At 62.4% G+C, this 21011-nt stretch carries 21 protein-coding genes and 1 pseudogene; 10 read left to right on the top strand and 12 right to left on the bottom strand.

Features of this window, described 5'->3' with window-relative positions; translation table 11 throughout:
• The first annotated feature begins 31 nt into the window (after window positions 1-31).
• Window positions 32-766: a phosphoadenylyl-sulfate reductase gene (locus FW789_RS02380; RefSeq protein ID WP_101321028.1), complete on the top strand. Its 735-nt coding sequence runs from the start codon at window positions 32-34 to the stop codon at window positions 764-766.
• A gap of 48 nt (window positions 767-814) precedes the next feature.
• On the opposite strand, the gene cysB is transcribed toward FW789_RS02380, so the two are convergent.
• A complete protein-coding gene (gene cysB, locus FW789_RS02375) occupies window positions 815-1789 on the bottom strand; it encodes an HTH-type transcriptional regulator CysB (RefSeq protein WP_101321031.1) in 975 nt (324 codons plus the stop codon).
• A 127-nt stretch (window positions 1790-1916) separates the two neighbouring features.
• Window positions 1917-2414, bottom strand: coding sequence for a universal stress protein (locus FW789_RS02370; protein ID WP_103437954.1), 498 nt, complete (start codon window positions 2412-2414; stop codon window positions 1917-1919).
• 286 nt (window positions 2415-2700) lie between these two features.
• Here FW789_RS02370 and FW789_RS02365 point away from each other — a divergent pair, with 286 nt between their 5' ends.
• The gene (locus tag FW789_RS02365) at window positions 2701-3777 is read left to right on the top strand and encodes a 3-deoxy-7-phosphoheptulonate synthase (RefSeq protein WP_150569846.1); all 1077 of its coding nucleotides are present in this window, start codon (window positions 2701-2703) and stop codon (window positions 3775-3777) included.
• 57 nt (window positions 3778-3834) lie between these two features.
• Here FW789_RS02365 and FW789_RS02360 read toward each other — a convergent pair whose 3' ends face one another.
• Window positions 3835-4116, bottom strand: a complete 282-nt coding sequence (locus tag FW789_RS02360) for a GNAT family N-acetyltransferase (RefSeq protein ID WP_101321037.1) — start codon at window positions 4114-4116, stop codon at window positions 3835-3837.
• Window positions 4117-4623: 507 nt separating this feature from the next.
• Between FW789_RS02360 and oprI the strand changes: the two genes are divergently transcribed.
• Entirely contained in the window at window positions 4624-4875 is a 252-nt protein-coding gene (gene oprI / locus FW789_RS02355) for an outer membrane lipoprotei OprI (protein ID WP_003259780.1), read from the top strand.
• A gap of 139 nt (window positions 4876-5014) precedes the next feature.
• Here oprI and FW789_RS02350 read toward each other — a convergent pair whose 3' ends face one another.
• The 3 genes from FW789_RS02350 to FW789_RS02340 all read right to left on the bottom strand — a co-directional run bounded on the left by FW789_RS02350 (window position 5015) and on the right by FW789_RS02340 (window position 7063).
• A complete protein-coding gene (locus FW789_RS02350; RefSeq protein WP_103437956.1) occupies window positions 5015-5992 on the bottom strand; it encodes a L,D-transpeptidase family protein in 978 nt (325 codons plus the stop codon).
• Window positions 5993-6117: 125 nt separating this feature from the next.
• Entirely contained in the window at window positions 6118-6399 is a 282-nt protein-coding gene (locus FW789_RS02345; RefSeq protein ID WP_101321041.1) for a hypothetical protein, read from the bottom strand.
• Between the two features lie 58 nt (window positions 6400-6457).
• Complete coding sequence (locus FW789_RS02340; protein WP_178080780.1) at window positions 6458-7063, bottom strand: arylesterase; 606 nt, start codon at window positions 7061-7063, stop codon at window positions 6458-6460.
• A gap of 10 nt (window positions 7064-7073) precedes the next feature.
• Here FW789_RS02340 and FW789_RS02335 point away from each other — a divergent pair, with 10 nt between their 5' ends.
• From FW789_RS02335 to greB, 3 genes are all read left to right on the top strand, one after another.
• The gene (locus tag FW789_RS02335) at window positions 7074-7757 is read left to right on the top strand and encodes an ABC transporter ATP-binding protein (protein ID WP_103437957.1); all 684 of its coding nucleotides are present in this window, start codon (window positions 7074-7076) and stop codon (window positions 7755-7757) included.
• Window positions 7757-10264 carry an ABC transporter permease gene (locus FW789_RS02330; protein WP_446430829.1) on the top strand — a complete coding sequence of 836 codons (2508 nt, stop codon included), beginning with the start codon at window positions 7757-7759 and terminating at the stop codon, window positions 10262-10264. Before FW789_RS02335 ends, FW789_RS02330 begins: the two co-directional genes overlap by 1 nt.
• A 169-nt stretch (window positions 10265-10433) precedes the next feature.
• A complete protein-coding gene (gene greB / locus FW789_RS02325) occupies window positions 10434-10910 on the top strand; it encodes a transcription elongation factor GreB (protein ID WP_103437959.1) in 477 nt (158 codons plus the stop codon).
• Between the two features lie 48 nt (window positions 10911-10958).
• On the opposite strand, the gene FW789_RS02320 is transcribed toward greB, so the two are convergent.
• Together FW789_RS02320 and FW789_RS02315 are read right to left on the bottom strand one after the other, a co-directional pair.
• Window positions 10959-11267, bottom strand: coding sequence for a hypothetical protein (locus tag FW789_RS02320; RefSeq protein ID WP_101321052.1), 309 nt, complete (start codon window positions 11265-11267; stop codon window positions 10959-10961).
• 206 nt (window positions 11268-11473) lie between these two features.
• Window positions 11474-12883 (bottom strand): transglycosylase SLT domain-containing protein, encoded by a 1410-nt coding sequence (locus FW789_RS02315; RefSeq protein WP_446430828.1) that lies wholly within the window; start codon window positions 12881-12883, stop codon window positions 11474-11476.
• Window positions 12884-13031: 148 nt separating this feature from the next.
• Here FW789_RS02315 and FW789_RS02310 point away from each other — a divergent pair, with 148 nt between their 5' ends.
• The 3 genes and pseudogenes from FW789_RS02310 to FW789_RS02300 all read left to right on the top strand — a co-directional run.
• On the top strand, window positions 13032-13841 hold the full coding sequence (locus FW789_RS02310) for a TatD family hydrolase (RefSeq protein WP_446430827.1): 810 nt from the start codon (window positions 13032-13034) through the stop codon (window positions 13839-13841).
• A 108-nt stretch (window positions 13842-13949) separates the two neighbouring features.
• On the top strand, window positions 13950-15428 hold the full coding sequence (locus tag FW789_RS02305; protein ID WP_340611655.1) for a methyl-accepting chemotaxis protein: 1479 nt from the start codon (window positions 13950-13952) through the stop codon (window positions 15426-15428).
• A gap of 75 nt (window positions 15429-15503) precedes the next feature.
• Window positions 15504-15725: pseudogene (locus FW789_RS02300) on the top strand (terminase); the annotation flags it as partial.
• Between the two features lie 2 nt (window positions 15726-15727).
• Here FW789_RS02300 and FW789_RS02295 read toward each other — a convergent pair.
• From FW789_RS02295 to FW789_RS02285, 3 genes are all read right to left on the bottom strand, one after another.
• Window positions 15728-16525: an acyl-CoA thioesterase gene (locus tag FW789_RS02295; protein WP_186699389.1), complete on the bottom strand. Its 798-nt coding sequence runs from the start codon at window positions 16523-16525 to the stop codon at window positions 15728-15730.
• 111 nt (window positions 16526-16636) lie between these two features.
• A complete protein-coding gene (locus FW789_RS02290) occupies window positions 16637-17404 on the bottom strand; it encodes a CHAD domain-containing protein (protein WP_446430826.1) in 768 nt (255 codons plus the stop codon).
• A gap of 14 nt (window positions 17405-17418) precedes the next feature.
• Window positions 17419-17697, bottom strand: a complete 279-nt coding sequence (locus tag FW789_RS02285; protein WP_101321064.1) for a hypothetical protein — start codon at window positions 17695-17697, stop codon at window positions 17419-17421.
• A gap of 154 nt (window positions 17698-17851) precedes the next feature.
• Here FW789_RS02285 and FW789_RS02280 point away from each other — a divergent pair, with 154 nt between their 5' ends.
• Window positions 17852-18892 (top strand): patatin-like phospholipase family protein, encoded by a 1041-nt coding sequence (locus FW789_RS02280; RefSeq protein WP_446430825.1) that lies wholly within the window; start codon window positions 17852-17854, stop codon window positions 18890-18892.
• A 73-nt stretch (window positions 18893-18965) separates the two neighbouring features.
• Here the strand turns inward: FW789_RS02280 and FW789_RS02275 are convergent, their stop codons facing one another.
• On the bottom strand, window positions 18966-20837 hold the full coding sequence (locus FW789_RS02275; RefSeq protein WP_446430824.1) for a SurA N-terminal domain-containing protein: 1872 nt from the start codon (window positions 20835-20837) through the stop codon (window positions 18966-18968).
• Window positions 20838-21011 lie beyond the last annotated feature (174 nt).

Here is a 21011-nt window from a genome sequence, read left to right as displayed (position 1 = left end):
ACAGCGCCATAAACCCGATGGAAACCGCCTGATGAGCCAAGCCTTCGACGTTGCCACCCTGGCTGCAAGTTACGCCAGCAAGTCCCCCCAGGACATTCTCAAACTCGCCTTCGAGCACTTTGGCGATGACCTGTGGATCTCTTTCAGCGGCGCCGAAGACGTGGTGCTGGTGGACATGGCCTGGAAGCTCAACAAGCAGGTCAAGGTGTTCAGCCTGGATACCGGTCGGCTGCACCCGGAGACCTACCGCTTTATCGATCAGGTCCGCGAGCAGTACAACCTGCCGATCGAAATCCTCAGCCCCGACCGGGCCAAGCTCGAGCCGCTGGTCAAAGAGAAAGGCCTGTTCAGTTTCTACAAGGACGGCCATGGCGAGTGCTGCGGGATTCGCAAGATCGAACCGCTGCGCCGCAAGCTGGCCACAGTCAGCGCCTGGGCCACTGGCCAGCGTCGCGACCAGAGCCCTGGCACCCGCAGCCAGGTTGCCGCACTGGAAATCGACACCGCGTTTTCAACGCCCGAGCACACCCTGTACAAGTTCAATCCGCTGGCGCAGATGAGCAGTGAAGAAGTGTGGGGTTATATCCGCATGCTCGAGCTGCCGTACAACAGCCTGCATGAGCGCGGCTTCATCAGCATTGGTTGCGAGCCGTGCACACGGCCGGTACTGCCCAACCAGCATGAGCGCGAAGGCCGCTGGTGGTGGGAAGAAGCAACGCAGAAGGAGTGTGGGTTGCACGCGGGGAATATCATTTCCAAGGCGTAGTGCACGGCGCCTGGATCGGGGCTGCTGTGCAGCCCCTGATACCGCAGATCAATGCACCGGCAGCTCAACCCCGTTGAACAGCTCTTCAAGCTCTTGCTTGTTATGGCACTGAATCGCCTTGGCCATCACTTCACGGGTCAGGTGCGGGGCGAACTTCTCGATGAAGTCGCACATGAAGCCACGCAGGAAGGTCCCGCGGCGGAAACCGATCTTGGTCACGCTGGCTTCGAACAGCTCGCTGGCATCCAGTGCCACCAGGTCGCTGTCGAGCTTGGCATCGACCGCCATGCCAGCCACGATGCCCACACCCAACCCCAGGCGCACGTAAGTCTTGATCACGTCGGCATCGGCTGCGGTGAACACCACCTTCGGGGTGAGGCCGCGATGGTTGAACGCCTCGTCCAGCTTGGAGCGGCCAGTGAATCCAAACACGTAGGTCACGATCGGGTATTCGGCAACCGCTTCCAGGGTCAGTTTCGGTAGCTTGGCCAGCGGGTGTCCCTGCGGCACCACCACACAGCGGTTCCACTTGTAGCAAGGCATCATGATCAGATCGCCGAACAGCTCCAGCGCCTCGGTGGCGATGGCGAAATCGACGGTACCGTCAGCGGCCATTTCAGCGATCTGCATCGGCGAGCCCTGGTGCATGTGCAGGGACACATCCGGGTATTGCTTGATGAAGCTGCTGATCACCGGCGGCAGCGCGTAACGCGCCTGGGTGTGGGTCGTGGCGATCGACAGCGTGCCCTTTTTCTCGTTGGAGAATTCCTGAGCGATCTGCTTGATGCTTTCAACCTTGCGCAGGATCTCGCCAGCGGTGTTGATGATGCGCTCGCCGGCTGGGGTAACGCGGGTCAGGTGCTTGCCGCTGCGTGCAAAAACTTCGACGCCCAACTCATCCTCGAGCAGACGGATCTGCTTGCTGATCCCAGGCTGCGAGGTATACAGGCTCTGCGCTGTTGCGGAGACGTTGAGGTCGTGGTGCGCCACTTCCCAGATGTAGCGCAGTTGTTGAAGCTTCATAGGTTTCCCTCGGTTCTGCGGTAAGTCACCAGCAGCAGGCAGCGACGATATATAACTATATTAGTGGCTAATGTAATAAATCTAGAACTATTTTGTTACATGAGCGGGAAATGTCCTACGCCGTATTTCACAATTTCCTACGCCCCAGATGCTGGGCCAGAGGCACCATATAGACCGGCACCGAGGACAACTGCAACAGCCGCACCGCTGTGCGCCCGATGGGCACATCGACCCCCGCCCCGTGGGTATGACTGCCGAAGATCAGCAGGTCAACGCTCAAGCGCTGGGCCTGCTCGAGAATGACCTGCGCAGGGTCGCCCTGGCGCACCCTGACCGCTTGAATCACCGCCAGGTCGGCGTCCTCGCCGAGCTCCTCACGAAAGCTGGCCAGCACCTTCTGCTCGATGTTGGCCATGACCGTGTTGACGCCCTGACTGTGCAACTGATCCAAGGTTTGCTCATCCAGATAACTCTGTAGCAACGACTCGGCAAACTGGCCCATCGGCTCGACTGCATGAATCACATAAAGCTGCGCATTGAAGGTTCGCGCCAGCGCCAGGGCATGCTGCATGACAAACGGCGCGTAAACCCCAAGGTCGGTGGCGTACAGCATGGAACGAATCATTCGGCCTCCTGCCCTGCCGCCAAGGCAGAGCAACTTCAGCTTAGCAGCGCCGCGCCCAGACGCCGTGCCGTCCAGCTACGCCGCTGCCGCAGTTGCCCGCGCATGCCACTATCTTGTGGCACCAGCTGCCATCTGATCGCACTCGCACCCTTTATTACCTGGGCTCAGCCCATTGTCGCGCCCCCCTGTAACGCGCTAAGGTTCGGCCTCCCCGCTGCGAACAATCTGCTGCTGGGCCGCACGGGGATTGTTGGCGGCCGGCACCCGTGACCTGACGAGTAACACGATGGCTGATTTACCGATCGATGACCTAAACGTTGCCTCCAACGAGACCTTGATCACCCCTGATCAGCTCAAGAAGGAAATCCCTCTCAGCGCCAAGGCCCTGCAGACCGTTACTGCTGGCCGCGAAGTGGTGCGCAATATCCTCGACGGCAAGGACCACCGCCTGTTCGTGGTGATCGGCCCCTGCTCGATTCACGACATCAAAGCCGCCCACGAATACGCCGAGCGCCTCAAGGTGCTCGCTGCTGAAGTCTCCGACACCTTGTATTTGGTGATGCGCGTGTACTTCGAGAAGCCGCGTACCACTGTCGGCTGGAAAGGCCTGATCAACGACCCGTACCTGGATGACTCGTTCAAAATCCAGGATGGCCTGCACATTGGCCGCAAGCTGCTGCTGGACCTTGCGGAAATGGGCCTGCCAACGGCCACCGAAGCGCTCGACCCGATCTCGCCGCAGTACCTGCAGGATTTGATCAGCTGGTCGGCGATCGGCGCGCGCACCACCGAATCCCAGACCCACCGCGAAATGGCCTCGGGCCTGTCTTCGGCAGTCGGCTTCAAGAACGGCACCGATGGCGGCCTGACCGTGGCCATCAACGCCCTGCAGTCGGTCTCCAAGCCGCACCGCTTCCTTGGCATCAATCAGGAAGGAGGCGTGTCCATCGTCACCACCAAAGGCAATGCCTATGGTCACGTGGTGCTGCGTGGTGGCAATGGCAAGCCCAACTACGACTCGGTCAGCGTTGCGCTGTGCGAGCAGGATCTGGCCAAGGCCAAGATCAAGGCCAATATCATGGTCGACTGCAGCCACGCCAACTCCAACAAGGACCCGGCGCTGCAGCCACTGGTAATGGAAAACGTCGCCAACCAGATCCTTGAGGGCAACCAGTCGATCATCGGCCTGATGGTCGAGAGCCACCTGAACTGGGGCTGCCAGTCAATTCCCAAAGACCTCGCCGACCTGCAGTACGGTGTTTCGGTGACCGACTCGTGCATTGACTGGAGCGCGACCGAGAAGGCCGTGCGCAGCATGCACAGCAAGCTCAAGGATGTGCTGCCGCAGCGTAAACGCGGCTGACGCTAGACAGCAAAACGCCGGGCATTGCCCGGCGTTTTTGTGTCCGCAGTCAGCGACTCAAGCCTTGCTCGAGTGGCGCTGCTGACGTTCCATGTAGCGCTCGACATACGAGCAGGACGGGATGACCGTATAGCCCATCTGCTCGGCGTACTGCAGTGCCTGCTGGGTCAGCGCCGCTGCGATACCGCGACCGCGCAGGGCGTTGGGTACGAAGGTACGGTAGATATCCAGCGTTTGCTTACCCAGATCCATGTAGGTGAGGTAGGCACGATGACCGTCCACATTGGTCTCGAACTGATGACCGGCCTGGTCATGGTGGATGGTCAGCGCTTCGCTCATCACTACTCCTCGCAGGTCTCGTCGGCAGACCCATACCTTACCCGATTGATGTATCCGGCGGAGAAACTCTACGCCCCCTCATGCCCCCTTCGACCACAGGGTTACCTGCACGTTCGGCATTTCTGGCACCTACAAATAGTAGGCGCCCGTGGCAGGATTGCTCAAGTTTTCAGCGCGCTTAGTCAGCTATCAGCAAACAGCGGTACACACCGCTGGCTCACTCACAAGAGCATCCGGATGATGTTCTGGTATGACGCTGAAAGACCGCTGAAGTCACCTTTAGTTCAACAAAAAAGTTCTGGTGCTACAAGTGCTTGCATGCGCCGGCGGCCATATTGGGGAAAACCCCGAGGTGCGCCGCCAACCCCCTATAAAGCGGCATTTTTTTCACAGTTCTTGCGCTCCGTCAGTTTACTTACTACAAGTAATGGGTACTATGTACGCCGGCCAGTTTCTCTTTTTTGAGAGATGGCTCTTTTGACTAGAAGATCCTTGAAGGGGAACACGATGAACAACGTTCTGAAATTCTCTGCTCTCGCCCTGGCCGCTGTTCTGGCTACCGGTTGCAGCAGCGTATCCAAAGAAACCGAAGCTCGCCTGACTGCTACCGAAGACGCAGCCGCTCGCGCTCAAGCCCGTGCCGATGAAGCCTACCGTAAGGCTGACGACGCTCTGGCTGCTGCTCAGAAGGCTCAGCAAACTGCTGACGAAGCCAATGAGCGCGCTCTGCGTATGCTGGACAAAGCCAGCCGCAAGTAATAATCCTCACGGATTGTTGTGAAGCCGACCCACTCGTGGGTCGGCTTTTTTATTGCCCAGGTTTTTCCCTGGGAAAACAAAAAATCTCAGGCAACAAAAAGGCCTGCGCGCGGCAGGCCTTCGGGCAACGCATTGCGAGTTACTGCAGCTCTTCGGGAATGCTCGACACCATCGGTGCGCCAGCCTGCCCTGCCACCGGCACGGCAATTTCCACCGGCATGCCATCTTCGGCGGCGACAACATCGCGCACCATGTCCCAGTTCATGCGCAGGTTGTTGGCCAGGTCTTCGCGCTTGAGCAGAGCATTGATCACTGCGGTGTGCTTGTCGACCACCGACGGATCACCATGATCATCTAGCGGCGTGTGGGCTTCCAGATACACCTTGCCGGCACTAACACCGAACTTGTACGGCTCGTTGATGATGCGCACGGGCGTACCCACCGGAACCATCTTCGACAACTCAAGCACGTTGTTGTTGAACATGCGGAAGCAACCGTGGCTGGTGCGCATGCCAATGCCGAATTTCTTGTTGGAACCGTGGATCAGGTAACCCGGCACACCCAGGGTGAACTTGAACGGCCCAAGTGGGTTATCCGGCCCGGCCGGCACCACGGTTGGCAGAATGTCGCCATCGGCGGCATGCTCGGCGCGGATCGAGGCCGGCGGCGTCCAGGTCGGGTTCGGCGTCTTGGCGGTGATCTTGGTGTTGGCGATCGGCGAGCCCCAGCCTTCGCGACCGATACCCAGCGGGTAGGTATGCACCACGTTCTGCCCTTTCGGGTAGTAGTACAGGCGATATTCGGCCAGGTTGATCACCACCCCTTCACGGGGGCCAGGCGGCAGCACATAACGCGTAGGCAGGATGATCTCGGTGCCAGCGCCCGGCAGCCACGGATCGACACCAGGGTTGGCCGCGATCATCTCGAGGTAGCCGAGGTCGTTGGCGGTGCCGATGTCGGCGAAAGTGTCTTCGTACTTGGCTTTGATGGTCTGCACCTGGCCAACGACGTCCTCACCAGGCGGCGGCAGTGGCAGTTCCAGCGCGCAGGCGGGGCCCGCTACCAGCAGGGCAGCCAGGGTCAGGCGACGGGTGACGGCGGGAATGCGCGGCAACATCCGGGAAATCCTTCGAAGGTAGATCAAGACGGTCGATTGTACACCCGCCCCGGCGCAAGCGGGAGACGGGCAGTAGCTGCATACATTTCAGATGATGAAAGGCTGCTACGGTTCCACGCGGCCGTTCACAGCTGTGGCCAGACGGGACGAGTGCCGCGCCGCTGGGCATCGAGGATGGCCCGGCACAACGTACACAGGCGGTTATCGCGCTGGATCGAGCGCGGCACCACCGACCAGCGCGGCTGAGCCGGCAGTAAACCACCACACAGGGTGCGGTCTACCGGCGCGCCCAACTCAAGTTGGCGAGCTACCAGGTGCACGCGGACTTCCTGACACGCGAACAGGTCCAGCTGATCATCAGGCTCGATCAGTTGATAGGCATACAGGGACCAGGCAGGACGCGGCATCGGGGGGTCTCGAAACGGGGGGCGCAACATTATCCGAAAGCGGCCCCCGTTTAAAGCGTCACAGCAAGGGTTTTATCACCGGCCAGGCATTTTCCAGCAGACGCTCCTGCGCGGCCTGCGCCGGATGAATGCCATCTGCCTGCATCAGCTCGGGTACCCCGCCCACGCCTTCAAGAAAGAACGGCACCAACGGCACCTTTTTATCAGCGCCCAACTCTTCGAACACTTGGGCAAAGGCCGTGGTGTAGCGCAGGCCGTAATTGGGCGGCAAGCGCATGCCCAACAGCACCACCTTGGCCCCGCTGGCCTGGGAGCGCTCGATCATCGACGCAAGATTTTGTTTCAATTGCGCTGGGGGCTGCCCACGCAGGCCATCATTGCCGCCCAACTCGATGATCACCAGCTCTGGCTTATGCGCTGCAAGCAGCGCCGGCAGCCGCGCCTGACCACCTGCACTGGTATCGCCACTGATCGACGCATTGACCACTTTGGCATCGTTCCCCTGGGCCTCGAGCCGCTGCTGCAACAGGGAAACCCAACCCTGGCGGGTATCCAGGCCAAAACCGGCACTGATACTATCGCCGACAACCAGCAGTGTCCCCGCCGTCGCGCTCTGAGCCAGGCAACACAAGGCCAGACCCGCACTCAACCACCACGCTCGCATTGGATTCTCCATGGATCAAAGCATTCTCGTTGCGCAGAACCTTAGCAAAGTGGTCCCCAGCACGGAAGGCGACCTGACCATCCTGCACGCGCTGGACCTGGATCTGGCCAAAGGCGACAGCCTGGCCATCGTCGGTGCGTCCGGTTCGGGCAAATCCACCCTGCTCGGCTTGCTCGCCGGTCTCGACCGGCCCAGCGCAGGCAATGTAATCCTGGCCGGGCAGGATCTCGGTCCGCTGGATGAAGACCAGCGCGCGCGAGTACGGGCCGAGCACGTCGGCTTTGTGTTCCAGTCGTTTCAGTTGCTCGACAGCCTCAACGCCCTGGAGAACGTCATGCTGCCGCTGGAGCTCGATGGCCGTCGTGATGCCCGCGAGGTGGCACGCAGCCTGCTCGAGCGGGTCGGCCTGGGCCAGCGCCTGACCCACACCCCGCGCCAGCTCTCCGGCGGTGAACAGCAACGGGTGGCGATAGCGCGCGCGTTCGCCGCGCAGCCGGCGGTGCTGTTCGCCGACGAGCCAACCGGTAATCTCGACAGCCACACCGGCGAACGCATCAGCGACCTGCTGTTCGAACTGAACAAGGAGCGCGGCACCACCCTGGTGCTGGTCACCCATGACGAGCGTCTGGCCAAACGTTGCCGCCGCCTGATCCGCCTGGACGCTGGCCGTCTGGTCGCGCCCCTGGAGCCGTGATGAGACGATTGTCGTTGCTGCGCCTGTGCAGCCTGGCCCTGCGCCAGCTGCTGCGCGATGTTCGCGCCAGTGAAGTGCGCGTGCTGTTCTTCGCCCTGCTGGTGGCGGTGGCGGCAAGCACCGCCATCGGCTACTTCGGCGCTCGCCTCAACGGCGCCATGCAACTGCGCGCCAGCGAATTCCTCGGCGCCGACCTGGTCTTGCAAGGCAGCTCGGCGGCAACCGATCCGCAGCTCAGCGCCGGCACAGAGCTGGGCTTGCGCCATGCGCGGGTCGTGGAGTTCACCAGCGTGGTCGGCACCGATGCAGGTATCCAGCTGTCGAGCATCAAAGCCGCCGATGCCGCTTACCCTCTGCGCGGCGAACTGCGCAGCGCCGCCGCGCCGTTTGCCGAAGAACGCCCAGGCAGCAGCCCGGCGCCTGGCGAGGCCTGGGTCGAACCGCGCCTGCTGGTAGCCTTGGGCCTGGCCATGGGTGACAGCATCGACGTCGGCATGAAGAGCTTGCGCATCAGCCGGGTACTGACCTACGAGCCCGACCGCGCCAACAACTTCTACAGCCTGACGCCGCGGGTGCTGATCAACTTCGACGACTTGCAGGCCACTGGCGTGATCCAGCCTGGCAGCCGAGTGACCTACCGCGACCTGTGGCGTGGAGAGGCCGAGACGCTGAGCCGCTATCGCCAGACCGTGGAGCCAACCCTGGCGGCCAACCAGAGCCTGCGCGACACCCGCGATGGCAATCGTCAGATCGGCGGCGCACTGGGCAAGGCCGAGCGTTATCTGAACATGGCCAGCCTGGTCGCGGTGTTGCTCGCTGGGGTAGCGGTGGCGCTGTCGGCCAGCCGTTATGCCGCACGCCGCCTCGACGCCAGCGCACTGCTGCGCTGCCTGGGCCTGTCCAGGCGCCAGGCCTTGGGCCTGTACTGCGTACAACTGGCAGCCTTGGGCCTGGTCGCGGCATTGGCCGGGGCAGTTATTGGCTGGCTGGCACAGCTGGGCTTGTTCCGCCTGCTGGATGGACTGATGCCGAGCACCATCCCGCCGGGTGGCCTCACTCCAGCGTTGGCCGGTATCGCCACCGGGCTGGTGGCCCTGGCCGGCTTCGCCCTGCCGCCGCTGGCCGCGCTGGGCCGGGTGCCACCGCTGCGAGTATTGCGCCGTGACCTGCTGCCTGTGCCAGCCAGCAATTGGCTGGTGTATGGCACAGCGCTGTTCGCCCTTGGCCTGATCATGTGGCGGCTGAGCCTGGACCTGTTGCTGACCTTTGCCCTGCTCGCTGGCGGCCTGATTGCCGCCCTGCTCCTCGGCGGCCTGCTCTTGCTCGGCCTGCGCAGTCTGCGCCGCTTGCTGGCCGGTGCGCCGCTGACCTGGCGACTGGGCCTTGGCCAGTTGCTGCGCCACCCGTTGGCCGCAGCTGGCCAGGCGCTGGCGTTCGGCCTGATCTTGCTGGCGATGGGCCTGGTCGCGCTGCTGCGGGCCGAGTTGCTGGACAACTGGCAAGCGCAGCTGCCAAAGGATGCGCCGAATCATTTCGCCCTGAATATCCTGCCGGATAACCGCGAGCCGTTCGCCCAGCGTCTGCGTGAAGCAAACGCCATCTCCGCGCCGTTGTACCCGGTCATCCCCGGCCGGCTGACCCATATCAACGATGAGCCGGTGCGCCAACTGGTGAGCAAGGAGTCCACCGGCGAACGCGCTGTGCAGCGCGACCTGAGCCTGACCTGGGCGGCCGATCTGCCGCAGGGTAATGCGCTGGTCAGCGGTGAGTGGTGGCAGGCAGCCCCAGCGAGTGACGGCATCCCGGGGGTATCGGTGGAAACCGAGCTGGCTGCCAGCCTGCACCTTAAACTCGGCGACCTGCTCAACTTCGACATCGCCGGCCAGCAACGCCAGGCCCGCGTCAGCAGCCTGCGCAGCGTGCACTGGGACAGCTTCCAGCCAAACTTCTACATGATCTTCCAGCCGGGCACCCTGCAAGGCCTGCCTACCACCTACCTGACCAGCTTCTATCTGGCCCCAGGACATGATCAGGAAGTGGTGGCGCTATCACGTGCGTTCCCGGCAGCCACCATTCTCCAGGTAGACGCCCTCCTCGAACAGCTGCGCAGCATCCTCGCCCAGGTCACCCTGGCGGTCGAATACGTGCTGCTGTTCGTGCTCGCAGCAGGCCTGGCAGTGCTGTTCGCCGGGCTGCAGGCCACCCTGGACGAGCGCATCCGCCAAGGCGCATTGCTGCGTGCACTGGGTGCCGGTCGGCCATTACTGGTGCGGGCGCGGCGGATCGAGTTCGGCCTGCTCGGCGCCGCCAGCGGTGTGCTCGCGGCAGTGGGCTGCGAGTTGATCAGCTGGGCGCTGTATCGCTACGCCTTCGATCTGCAGTGGAGCCCGCATCCGTGGCTGCTGTTGCTGCCATTGATTGGCGCCCTGCTAGTTGGCGGTGCTGGGGTGTTTGGTACTCGCCGGGCGCTGAATGCGAGCCCGCTGACAGTGCTGCGCGAGGGCTGACGCGAAGCGCTCGACACCCGGTGTGACCGAGGCCAGCCTTGCGTGCTAGCCTCGGCTCCGTGACTGTTGGGCGCCTGCCCAATTCTGTATTGAATTCGACGTTTGCACGCCTGGCAACGCTAGCCTGGTTTTGTGCAAGCAATCAGCTCGACCGTGCATGGAGTCAGCATTGCCAACCAACATCATCACCCGCGCAGGCCACACTGCGCTGAAAGCAGAGCTGGATCATCTGTGGCAAACCTATCGCCCGGAAATCACGCAAAAGGTCGCGTGGGCGGCATCGCTTGGCGATCGCAGTGAAAACGCCGATTACCAGTACAACAAGAAGCTGCTGCGCGAAATCGACCGCAGAATTCGCTACCTGCGCAAGCGCCTGGAGGATATCCGCGTTGTCGACTACGCCCCCGAACAAGAGGGCAAGGTGTTCTTCGGTGCCTGGGTAGAAATTGACAACGAGGCCGGCGAGGTCAAGCGCTTCAGGGTAGTCGGCTACGACGAAATCTACGGGCGTAATGACTACATCTCGATCGACTCGCCGATGGCGCGAGCACTGCTGAAGAAGTCGGAGGGGGATGAGGTGATCGTGCAGACACCGACCGGGGAAGCTGTGTGGTTTATTGCCAGTATCACGTATGAGGTAGGGTGACGATTTTAGGGCTGCGCAGCGGCCCCAAAATCTCGGCACACCGCTCACTCAACGCCGGGTAATCAACCCCTGCCGAGCAATCCGCGTCAAGTGACCAATCACCTCCCCCGCCTCTTCCGCCGTAGGCGATTGAATCACCGCCAGATCAAACCGGTCGCTGCCGTACTGCTTGAGCAAAGCACAGGTTTCAGCGAACTGAATGAGAAACGCGCGAGCTTGGCCCTTGCGCCGCGAAAAGCCGTCAAGGTGGCGCAACAAGGTAGGTTGGTGCTGGCCGCTGAGTAGAATGCGCGGGGTGCGCGATACCTGGCCGGCAGGCAGAGGGGTCAGGCAGACACTGGTACGTGGACAACTCATGGAGTAATTCTCCGCCTCGCGAATCCCGCTGGGCTGCGGTGGGAGGCGTCACCGAACCAGCGTTTTAGCGGTATTTCAGAGTGCCCTGGCATGGGGCTGCCTCCTGCGCCCCGCAAGTAGCTGTTTAAATCGGCGCAAGGGTTATGCTAGAGCTACACGCGACAACTTACAAGCTGTACGTTTAGCCCTTGTGACAGCTAGATTGCTCAACGCCTGGCGACGCGCTCGAGGCTGGCGCGCTCGCGATTGAAGGCGAGGAAGTACTTGTTGATGCTGTTGACGAAATTGACCGGGCCCATGCCGACCTGCTCCATGGCAATGCGCTCGGTCTGGAAGAACCACTGATTGCCATTGAGCCCGCGCCTGCGCGCCTCTGCACGCATCGCCTGGACCCGCTCCGGGCCGAGGTTGTACGCCGCCAGCACAAACGCCATGCGCTCGCGCTCGTTGAGCTGAGGGCTGGCGAAAAACTTGCGACGGATCAACGCCAGATACCGCGCGCTGGCCTGGACATTGCCGTCCACGTTCGCCGTGTTGCTCACCCCTACCCGCTGCGCCGCCGACGGCGTGATCTGCATCAGCCCATGGGCGCCGCCAACGCCTCGCGCGGCGGGGTTAAGGGTGGATTCCTTGAACGCCAGCGCGGCCAGATTGAGCCAGTCGATCTGCTGCGCCTCGCCGTGCTTCTGCAACACCCCACGCACCGCCTGCAAGCGCTGACGCTCCTGGCGGGCCAGCGGATTGTGCACGCGGTACTGGCGCCGGTAGATACGCTCGAATGCGGCGTCCTGGTTTTCCGGGGCGCGGTAGCCGGCCAGAAAGCGGTCGACAGTTGCCAGCAACTGATCAGCGTCTCTACCGACGTACCAGCGCACAGCCTGCGGTTGGCCGATCTGTACCTTGCTGTCCACACGCAGCCGCGGCATCACCCGGGCCCAGCGCAGCGCGATCGGCCGCTCCACAACAGTCAGGTGGTAAATGCCGGCCTGGACCATCTCCAGCACATCCTCGACCGCCAGCGTTGGGTCTACCCACTCGACCTTGATCGGTGCGCGCTTGCGCAATGCCAGCTGCTGATTGATAGCCTGAATCGCAGGGCCCGCGCCACTGGCGGTGGTCAAGGCGATGGTGCGCCCGGACAACTGCTCGACCCGACTGAAGCTGCGCTCGCCCTTGCGTCCAACCAGCAGCAAAGGCACGTTGTCGAGTACTGGCGCACTCACCCCGACGCCACTGACCTGGGCCGGGTCGAGCAGCTCGCCCGGCGCTGCCAGGTCACCTTCCCCGCGCTGCAAGGCGCCGAGCAGTTGCTCCTTGGCCCGCGGGATCAATTTGACTTGAATCAGATCACCCTGGCGTTCGCGGCCATTGAGAAAATGCTCCAGCGCGCGCAGCCGATGGTATTCGATGCCGACAGGCTCACCCTTGATTTCCCCGGAGCTGTTGCGGCTCTGGTTGACCAGCACCCGCAGTACCTTGCTGCTGCGCACCTGCGCCAGATCGCGCGGCAGCTTGCTGGTTGAGCTGGCCTGCGCCGGCCCGGACACTGCCGCATGAGCGGCGGCCGCCATTAGCAGGCTGAACATCAGCGAAACAATCAGCAGGAATCGCTGCATCGGCAAACATGTCCATGGTGTGGGAAGAGGCCTCTGCGGCGGCGCCAGCAGAGACTGAAAGACCTTGGCAATCCATTGAAGTTCTTGGCTTTTTCGCGATGTTCGGGGGATTTGCTATGCTGGCCGCCCCGCAGCACGAGGTAGCACCATGCAACTGATCGATATCGGCGTCAACCTGACCAACAGCAGCTTCCACGGCAAAGAGGCTGACATCGTCGAGCGCGCGCAGCAGGCCGGCGTCGTGCAAATGGTCGTGACCGGTACCAGCCTGGAGGGCAGCGAACAGGCGCTGGAGCTGTGCCAGCAACTGGATGAACCGGGGCATCGACTGTTCACCACCGCTGGCGTACACCCTCACGATGCCAAGAGCTGGGGTGTCGACAGCGAGCGGCAACTGCGCCACCTGCTCGCTCAGCCTCGGGTAAAGGCAGTCGGCGAATGCGGCCTGGACTTCAATCGCGATTTCTCGCCACGGCCTAAGCAGGAGAAAGCCCTGCACGCACATCTGGCCCTGGCAGTAGAAACCCAGCTGCCGGTGTTTTTGCATGAGCGCGATGCCAGCGAGCGCCTGCTGGCGATCCTGAAGGACTACCGTGACCAGTTACCGGCCGCCGTGGTGCATTGCTTCACCGGCGAGCGCGCGGCGCTTTTCGGCTATCTCGATCTGGACCTGCACATCGGCATCACTGGCTGGATCTGTGACGAGCGCCGTGGCACCCACCTGCACCCCTTGGTCAGCAGCATCCCCGTGGGTCGACTGATGCTCGAAAGCGATGCACCGTACCTGCTGCCGCGCAGCTTGCGGCCGAAACCGAAAAGCGGTCGCAACGAGCCTGCGTTCTTGCCCGAGGTGCTGCGTGAGGTCGCCTTGCACCGCGGTGAAAGCCTGGAATACACGGCAAGGCACACCACCGAGTGCGCGCGCCAGTTCTTCGCCCTGCCGCCAGTAGAGGCATAAGCCGACCGGGATTCGTTGACACACATCAAGACCCACTCTGAAGCAATCGGAAACAATGATGGCACCTTGCCAATGCTGTTTCCGCTCAACTCAGAGAAGACCTATACGATGGGTGCCTGGCTTAGCAATATTTCCTTGAAGTACAAATTCTGGGCCGTCAACGCAGTGGCCTTTGTCACCACCCTGCTGCTGGTGCTGTACGCCGTGCAGCTCGAGCAGCAGGCCCGGGCCGAAGGTGCGCGAGCAACCGCCCAGGCGCAGGCTCGTCTGCTTGCGGCCTGGCCGGCCGCGCAAGCGCTGCCTGAACTGGCCAATCTGATCAGCTGGCAAGCCGGGCAAACGCCAAGTTTCGCCGGCCAACCACTGCCCGCACTGAACAACGCCCAGGGCTGGGTCGAGCTGGCCAATCGCTCGCTATTGGGTGACAACCCGCTGCGCGGTGCTCAGGTCGTGAGCCATGGCCAACAGCAACTGGCGCTGCTGGCGCACTCGCCAAGCCTGCGCCAGGTGTTTATAGACCGCTTCGCCAATTACGCGGTGTGCGTGATGGTCCTGATGCTGGCCATGCTCGGTGCGTCGCAGCTGCTGATCCGCTTTCTGCTCAGCCAGCTCAACACGCTCAAGGACGTCATGCTCCACGTCGAGAAGACCGGCGACCTGTCGGCGCGTGTGCCGCTGGCCTGCGGCGATGAGGTCGGGCAAATGGCCGGCGCGTTCAACGCCATGCAGTCGACCTATCACCGGGTAGTCAGCACCGTAGCGCGCACTGCAGCACAGCTCGACTCCGGCGCCGCGCGCCTGGCAGCGAGCATGAGCGATGTGCGCCACGGCATGCTCGGCCAGCAAAGCGAGACCGACCAGGCCGCCACCGCCATCAACGAAATGACCGCGACTGTGCACCACATCGCCCAACATGCCGGTGCCACCCGTGATTTGTCGCAAACTGCGGACACGCTTGCCGGCAGCGGGCAGGCAGTCGTCGGTCGCGTGCAGGATTCGATTTCCGGGCTGTCCAGCGGCGTGCAGCAGACCGCTGAAATGATCCGCCAGCTGGCGGAAGACAGCCAGAAGATCAACGGCGTAGTTGGGGTGATTCATAGTATTGCCGAGCAAACCAATCTGCTTGCCCTGAACGCCGCCATCGAAGCGGCGCGGGCGGGCGATCTGGGCCGTGGTTTTGCCGTGGTCGCCGACGAGGTGCGCAACCTGGCCAAACGTGTGCAGAGCTCCACCGACGAAATCACCGACATGGTCTGCGCCCTGCAGTCGGGCACCCGCGACGCGGTGGAGTTTATGCAAGAGAGTTCATACAAGGCCGATGACTGCGTCAAGCAGGCCCGCGAGGCTGGTGAGTCGCTGGCGGAGATCACCAGCGCGGTTGCGCAGATGCGCGAGAGCAACACCCAGATTGCAGTGGCTGCCGAACAGCAAAGCCAGGTGGCCGAGGAAATGAACCGCGCGGTGGTGAGCATCCGCGATGTGACCGAGCAGACCGTGCAGCAGACCGTCGGCTCGGCGACCACCAGCAGCGAGCTGGCGACCCTCGCCGGTGAGCTGAACAAGGCGATCGGTCAGCTCAAGCTATAGGCACCATAGCCAGCCTCGATTGGCCGCAATGACCGTGCAGCACTAAGCTTTGGGCATGACTGTGAGGAAATGCCCATGAGCAAGCGCCTGTTCAACCTTCACCCCAGCCAATGGCGTGGCGAGCACCACGCCCACCGCCAACCGGCCGAGCTGGCACTGTTGCTGCTAGCCGTAGCGTTGGTCGTCCTTGGAGCATTGCTGGTCCTGTCCGGCGTGTTTGGAATGGACCTGAGCCAGATTGCGGTAGGCGTGATCGCCTTGATCGCCGGTCTGGGACTGCAACGCCACGGCTATCGTCGCTAGGCAAATACGGTGACGGTTTGGCGGCTGAGGGCAAGCAGCTCGCCGTCAGCCGTCCACAACGCCGCCGAGGCATGGCCGTAGCCATCCTTGGCGTATTCCGTGTCCACGCAATACCGGCACCAGTCATGGGTGCTCAGTTGCGACCGGGGCTGAATGAATTCGATGGTCCAGGTCAGGGTGCTGCCCGCCGCAGGCTGTTTCAGGTGCGGCAGCAGGCTCGGCGGCCAGGCGTCGACCAAGGCCAGCAGATGCGCTTCGGTCGCGGCCTCCTCAGGCACATCACGCAAACGCACCCAGCCGCCCATTTGCCGTGAAGTGTTGCCACTGAAGGGCAGCCCGCCGAGCGTCCAGCGCAAGGCCACATTGCGCATGAACTCTGGCGTCACACCTTTGATATAAGGCAATTCCGGCGCTGCTTCGGCGAGCGCCTTCATCTCGACCGGGGGCTGCGCAGGGACATCTATCAGCGAGGAGCGGCCCGCGCCAAAGCTGCCCTGCACGATCGTCACTACCTGGCCTTGCTGCACAGCACGTCCAAGCAGGGTGCTGACGGCTTTACCCTCGCGCAGCACCTCTACCTCGAAGCTGATCGGGACATCTGCCGCGGCGGGGGCAACGAAGGTAATGGCCAGCGAGCGCACCGGACGCTCGTCGACGAGTTGCAGGCGCATGCGCTCATAGACCATGGCAGCCATCAGCCCGCCGAAGACTGCGCGCCCCTGCGCCCAGGTGGCAGGCACCGTGACGGCTTCTGGTGATTGTTGTACCGCGGCCAGCAATTGGGTGAAGGTCATGGCGATCTCGCAGGCTTGGCTATCGAATCGGGGCAGCCAGGCGCCCCAGTTGCAACCGATCTTAACCAGCTGCGCTCGCCGATGCAGGCTTCATATCGGTCAATCCAGCGCCTAGCGGTGTGACACTGCCTTGTGCAGGCGCTTCAAGGTAAGGTCAGCTTGCCGCTCAGCAGCCTCAAGCTCAGCCTGCCAGGCCGCCTGACAGGGCCGTAGCGCTACGTCGAGCGGTACCTGCGCCAACCACTGCAGACGGTCGTGCCAATCGCCCAGATCGCCTTGCGCGCGCTTGAGCAGGCGCTGCAGCTTGTCGTCGGCATGATCAAGCTGTGGGTAGGCCTCATCGCCATAGCGCACACGCTTGATCAACAGGCGCAAACGGTGCCGATCGTGGGCTGGGTCGAGTAACCCCTGCTGCAGTTTGTGCCACTGTTTACCGAGGCGTTTGTCGACGCGTTTTTGCAGGCCTTTGACCAGGCCTTCGCGATCCGCTGCCCGCAGAAACGCCGGAAACGCGTCGATGATCGCCAGCATGCGCGTCAACTCGGGACTCGCGGCCACAGTGGCAAAAGTCTGCGCCCTGCCCCGCAGGCGCCGCTCGGCAGCGTCCTGTTGACCACGCTCGCGCAACTCGGCAGCGAGCACCTCACGGTCACGCAGCGGCGTGGTCAGGGCGCCCAGTGCCCGCGCGGCATCTTCCAACTGATCGACTGCAGGCAAGCCCCGCAGCGGCCGCAGCAAACTGCGCAGGCGCCGCGTGGTGGTGCGTAGGTCGTGCAGGGCTTCACTGTCGACATCAGCCGCCAGCCGCTCGCGGCAGGCGAGCAAGCGCACCTGCAGGGTCAGCACCTGGGCAACCACGTGATCAAGCATGGCAGACATACAACGCTCCTTGTTCAACGCCCGGCGCGGGACTCACGAATGTAGAAGCGGGCCTTCTCGGATTTTTTTGCACAGCCTTCAAAACCTTCGAACTGCTGCTGGGTCTTGGCCCCGGTCAGCAACGACAACGCCTTGGAATAACTGACGGTGCCAGCGAAACCTTCGGCCTTGGCCAGGTCGAGTTCCTTCCAGGCGGCGTCCAGCTGGGTTGCGCAGCTGTCACGATAGGCCGTCTTGCCGGCGCAGCCAGCGAGCGCCACAACCATCAATGGCAGGCAGATCCATGCTTTCATCAGTAATACCTCAAAGTGCACAAGGGAGTGGCCGTTCGACGCTCGGCCAAGCGAAAAGTGCCCTCATCAGCGTAGTCCAGCAAGGCTTGCATTGAAGCCGAGGGCGCAATGGGTGCATTGTTGGGGGATGGTCGCACAGCCGCGAGGGAATGACATGAGTAAACGCGTTGCATTGGTGCTGGGTTCGGGCGGTGCACGAGGCTATGCGCACATCGGAGTGATCGAAGAAATCGAGCGCCGCGGCTACGAGATATCCTGCATTGCCGGCTGCTCGATGGGCGCGGTGGTCGGCGGTATCTATGCGGCCGGCAAGCTCGATGACTATCGCCACTGGATCGAGAGCCTGGATTACCTGGATGTACTGCGGCTGGTCGATGTGAGCTTTCGTCTCGGCGCCATTCGCGGTGACAAGGTGTTTGGCCAGATCCGCAAGATTGTCGGTGAAATCAACATCGAACAGCTGCGCATTCCCTATACGGCGGTCGCCACCGACCTCACCAATCAGCAGGAAATCTGGTTTCAAGAGGGCTGCCTGCACCAGGCCATGCGCGCCTCGGCGGCAATACCAAGCCTGTTCACCCCCGTCGTGCAGGGCAACCGCATGCTGGTCGACGGCGGCATTCTCAACCCGCTGCCGATCGTGCCGGTGGTTTCCAGCCACTGTGACCTGATCATCGCGGTCAACCTCAACGCCACCAACCAGAACCAGTACCAGTTGCCGGTGATCGAGCGCCCCGCCGCGTTCAGGAAACGCTTCGACGCGCTGATGAGCTCGGTGGGTTCGCGCCTGCCGTTCCGCCGCAAGCCGGCAGAGCAGCTCAGCCGCATCGACCAGGCAGTGCTCGCCGAGAATCTGATCGCAAGCAATCCGTGGCTGGGTGAAGCGGCCAACCCCGAAGGCCAGCAACCCGCTGCGGCGCCCGAGAGCGGCGGCGCACCGCGCTCAGCAGCGGGCTCGTTCATCATCGACAACGTCGGCCCGGCGTCCCTGCTCGACCTGATCAACCAGAGCTTCGAGGTCATGCAGACGTCGCTGGCGCAATACAAGATTGCCGGCTATCCGCCAGATGTACTGATCAACGTGCCCAAGCGGGTGTGCCAGTTCTTCGAGTTCTACAAGGCACCGGAGCTGATCGCCCTGGGCCGGGAAATCGCCCGCGACACACTGGACATCTACGAGGGCAAGCGGCGCTGATTACCGCGCATTTGCAGGCTGCTGAAACCAGACAGGCCGCATAAGCGGCCTGTCTGGTTTTGGGCAGATCAACTCAGTAGCGAGTGATCTCGGCAGTAGCTGCCAAGTGCTTGCGGTAGGCCGCGAAGTCCTGCTGACCGGCACGCGAAGCGAGGTAGCGGCGGATCTGCTGCTTCTCTTCATCGGTGGCCGCAGCGCCTTCGTTGACGCCGCGCAGCTGGACCACCACCAGGCTGCCATCGGCGAGCACGGCACTGGCGTATTCAGGCTTGTCCTTGCCGGCAGGCTTGGCCAGACGGAACACTGCCTGCAGCTCGACTGGATCGATACCTTCCTGGCCGCGGCTGACCGCTTCCTGGACTTTCCAGGTCTGACCGTCATGGCCAGCACCGGCGGCGATCGAACCGTCACGCAGACCGGCAATCAGTTTGTCAGCCTTGGCTTTGAGTTCGGCAGTCGCCTTCTCTTTGGCCAGGTGCTCGCTGATCCGTTGCGCGACTGCTTCCAGCGGCAACTGCTCGGGCTTGCGGTGCTCTTTGACACGCAGCACCAGCACGGTCTCTGGATCCAGCTCGATCGCGCTGCTGTTGGCGCCTTCGTCGATCACTTCCTCGCTGAACGCGGCCTGGACAACCTGGCGGTTAGCTGTGATGCCGTCGCCACCTTCACGCCCGAACGGCGCCGAAGTCTGCACTTTCAAACCCAGGTCCTGAGCCGGCTGGGCCAGGTCGGAGGCTTCGAAGGCGGAGTCTTCCAGTTGTTTGGTCACCTCAACGAAGCGCTGCTCGACCTGCTGGGTTTTCAGCTCGCGGGTCAGCTTGTCTTTCAGGCTGGCGAAGGTCGGCACTTGGGGCGCCTCGACACCCAGCAGCTTGATCAGGTGATAACCGAACTCGCTGCGAACCGGCGGCGACACCTGGTCCTTGTTCAGCTTGTACAGGGCATCTTCAAACTCGGCGTCGTAAGCACCAGGGCCGGCGAAGCCAAGATCACCACCGCTGGCAGCGGAACCGGCGTCCTGCGAGAACTCCTTGGCCAGAGCGGCGAAGTCTTCACCTTTGGCCAGGCGCTGCTGGATTTCTTCGATCTTGGCCTTGGCCTGGGCCTCGCTGACCTTGTCGTTGACATCGATGAGGATGTGCGCGGCATGGCGTTGCTCGGCCAGGTTGGCGATCTCTTTCTCGTACAGCGCTTGCAGCTCGGCCGGATCGACCTTGACCTGGTCGAAGAACGCCGACTTTTTCAGCTCGATGTAGTCGATGACGACCTGATCCGGCGTCATGAACTCCTTGGCGTGCTGGTCGTAGTGCGCCTTGATCTCTTCGTCACTGACCTTGACCGCAGCCGGGTTGGCCTTGAAGGTCAGCGAGGCGAAGTCGCGGGTCTGTTTTTCCAGACGCGCAAACGCCTCGACCTGTTTGTCGGTGACGAAGCTGCTGCCTGCAAGCCCGGTGCGCAGCTGGCCGATGAGCATTTCTTCAGCAAGCATCTCGCGGAACTGCAGGCGCCCGTAGCCCATCTGGCGGATGACCTGGTCGAAGCGGTTTGCATCGAACTTGCCATCAACCTGAAACTCAGGCGTTTGCAGGATCACTTGATCCAGCGCGGCCTCGGAGAACGCAAATTTCGCGTCCTTGGCACCTTCCAACAGCAATTTGCGATCGATCAGGCCTTTGAGCGCTGCTTCACGCAGCATCTTTTCGTCCAGCAGAGCAGGATCGAAGTCCTTGCCCAGCTGTTGCATCAGCTGGCGGCGCTGCATATCGACAGCCTGGCTCAGCTCGTTCTGGCTGATGGTTTCACCGTTTACCTTGGCGGCGTCCTGGCTATGGCTGGCGGCCTGAAAAATCGCCTCGAAGCCCGTCAATGCCATCAGCACGACGATAAGGCCGATGATGGTCTTGGCAATCCAACCCTGTGAATTGTCCCTGATATTCTGCAGCATGCGTCCCCCAGAAACGGTTGTACCACTGCGTCGTCAACCGCGGAGCGTGGGTAGAGTCCTGATAGAAGAAAGGCGCATCCGAAGATGCGCCTTCTCGAAGCGAGCGTGACGGCGGGAACGTTTGCGTCCCGCCGTCACGCGATTGGCCACGGTAGCCCCGCGGCCGGCTGAACA

It is taken from the genome of Pseudomonas sp. 1121_17, assembly GCF_052850745.1.
The sequence above is the reverse complement of the archived record's forward strand: the minus strand, read 5'-3'. Positions and strand labels throughout refer to the sequence as shown.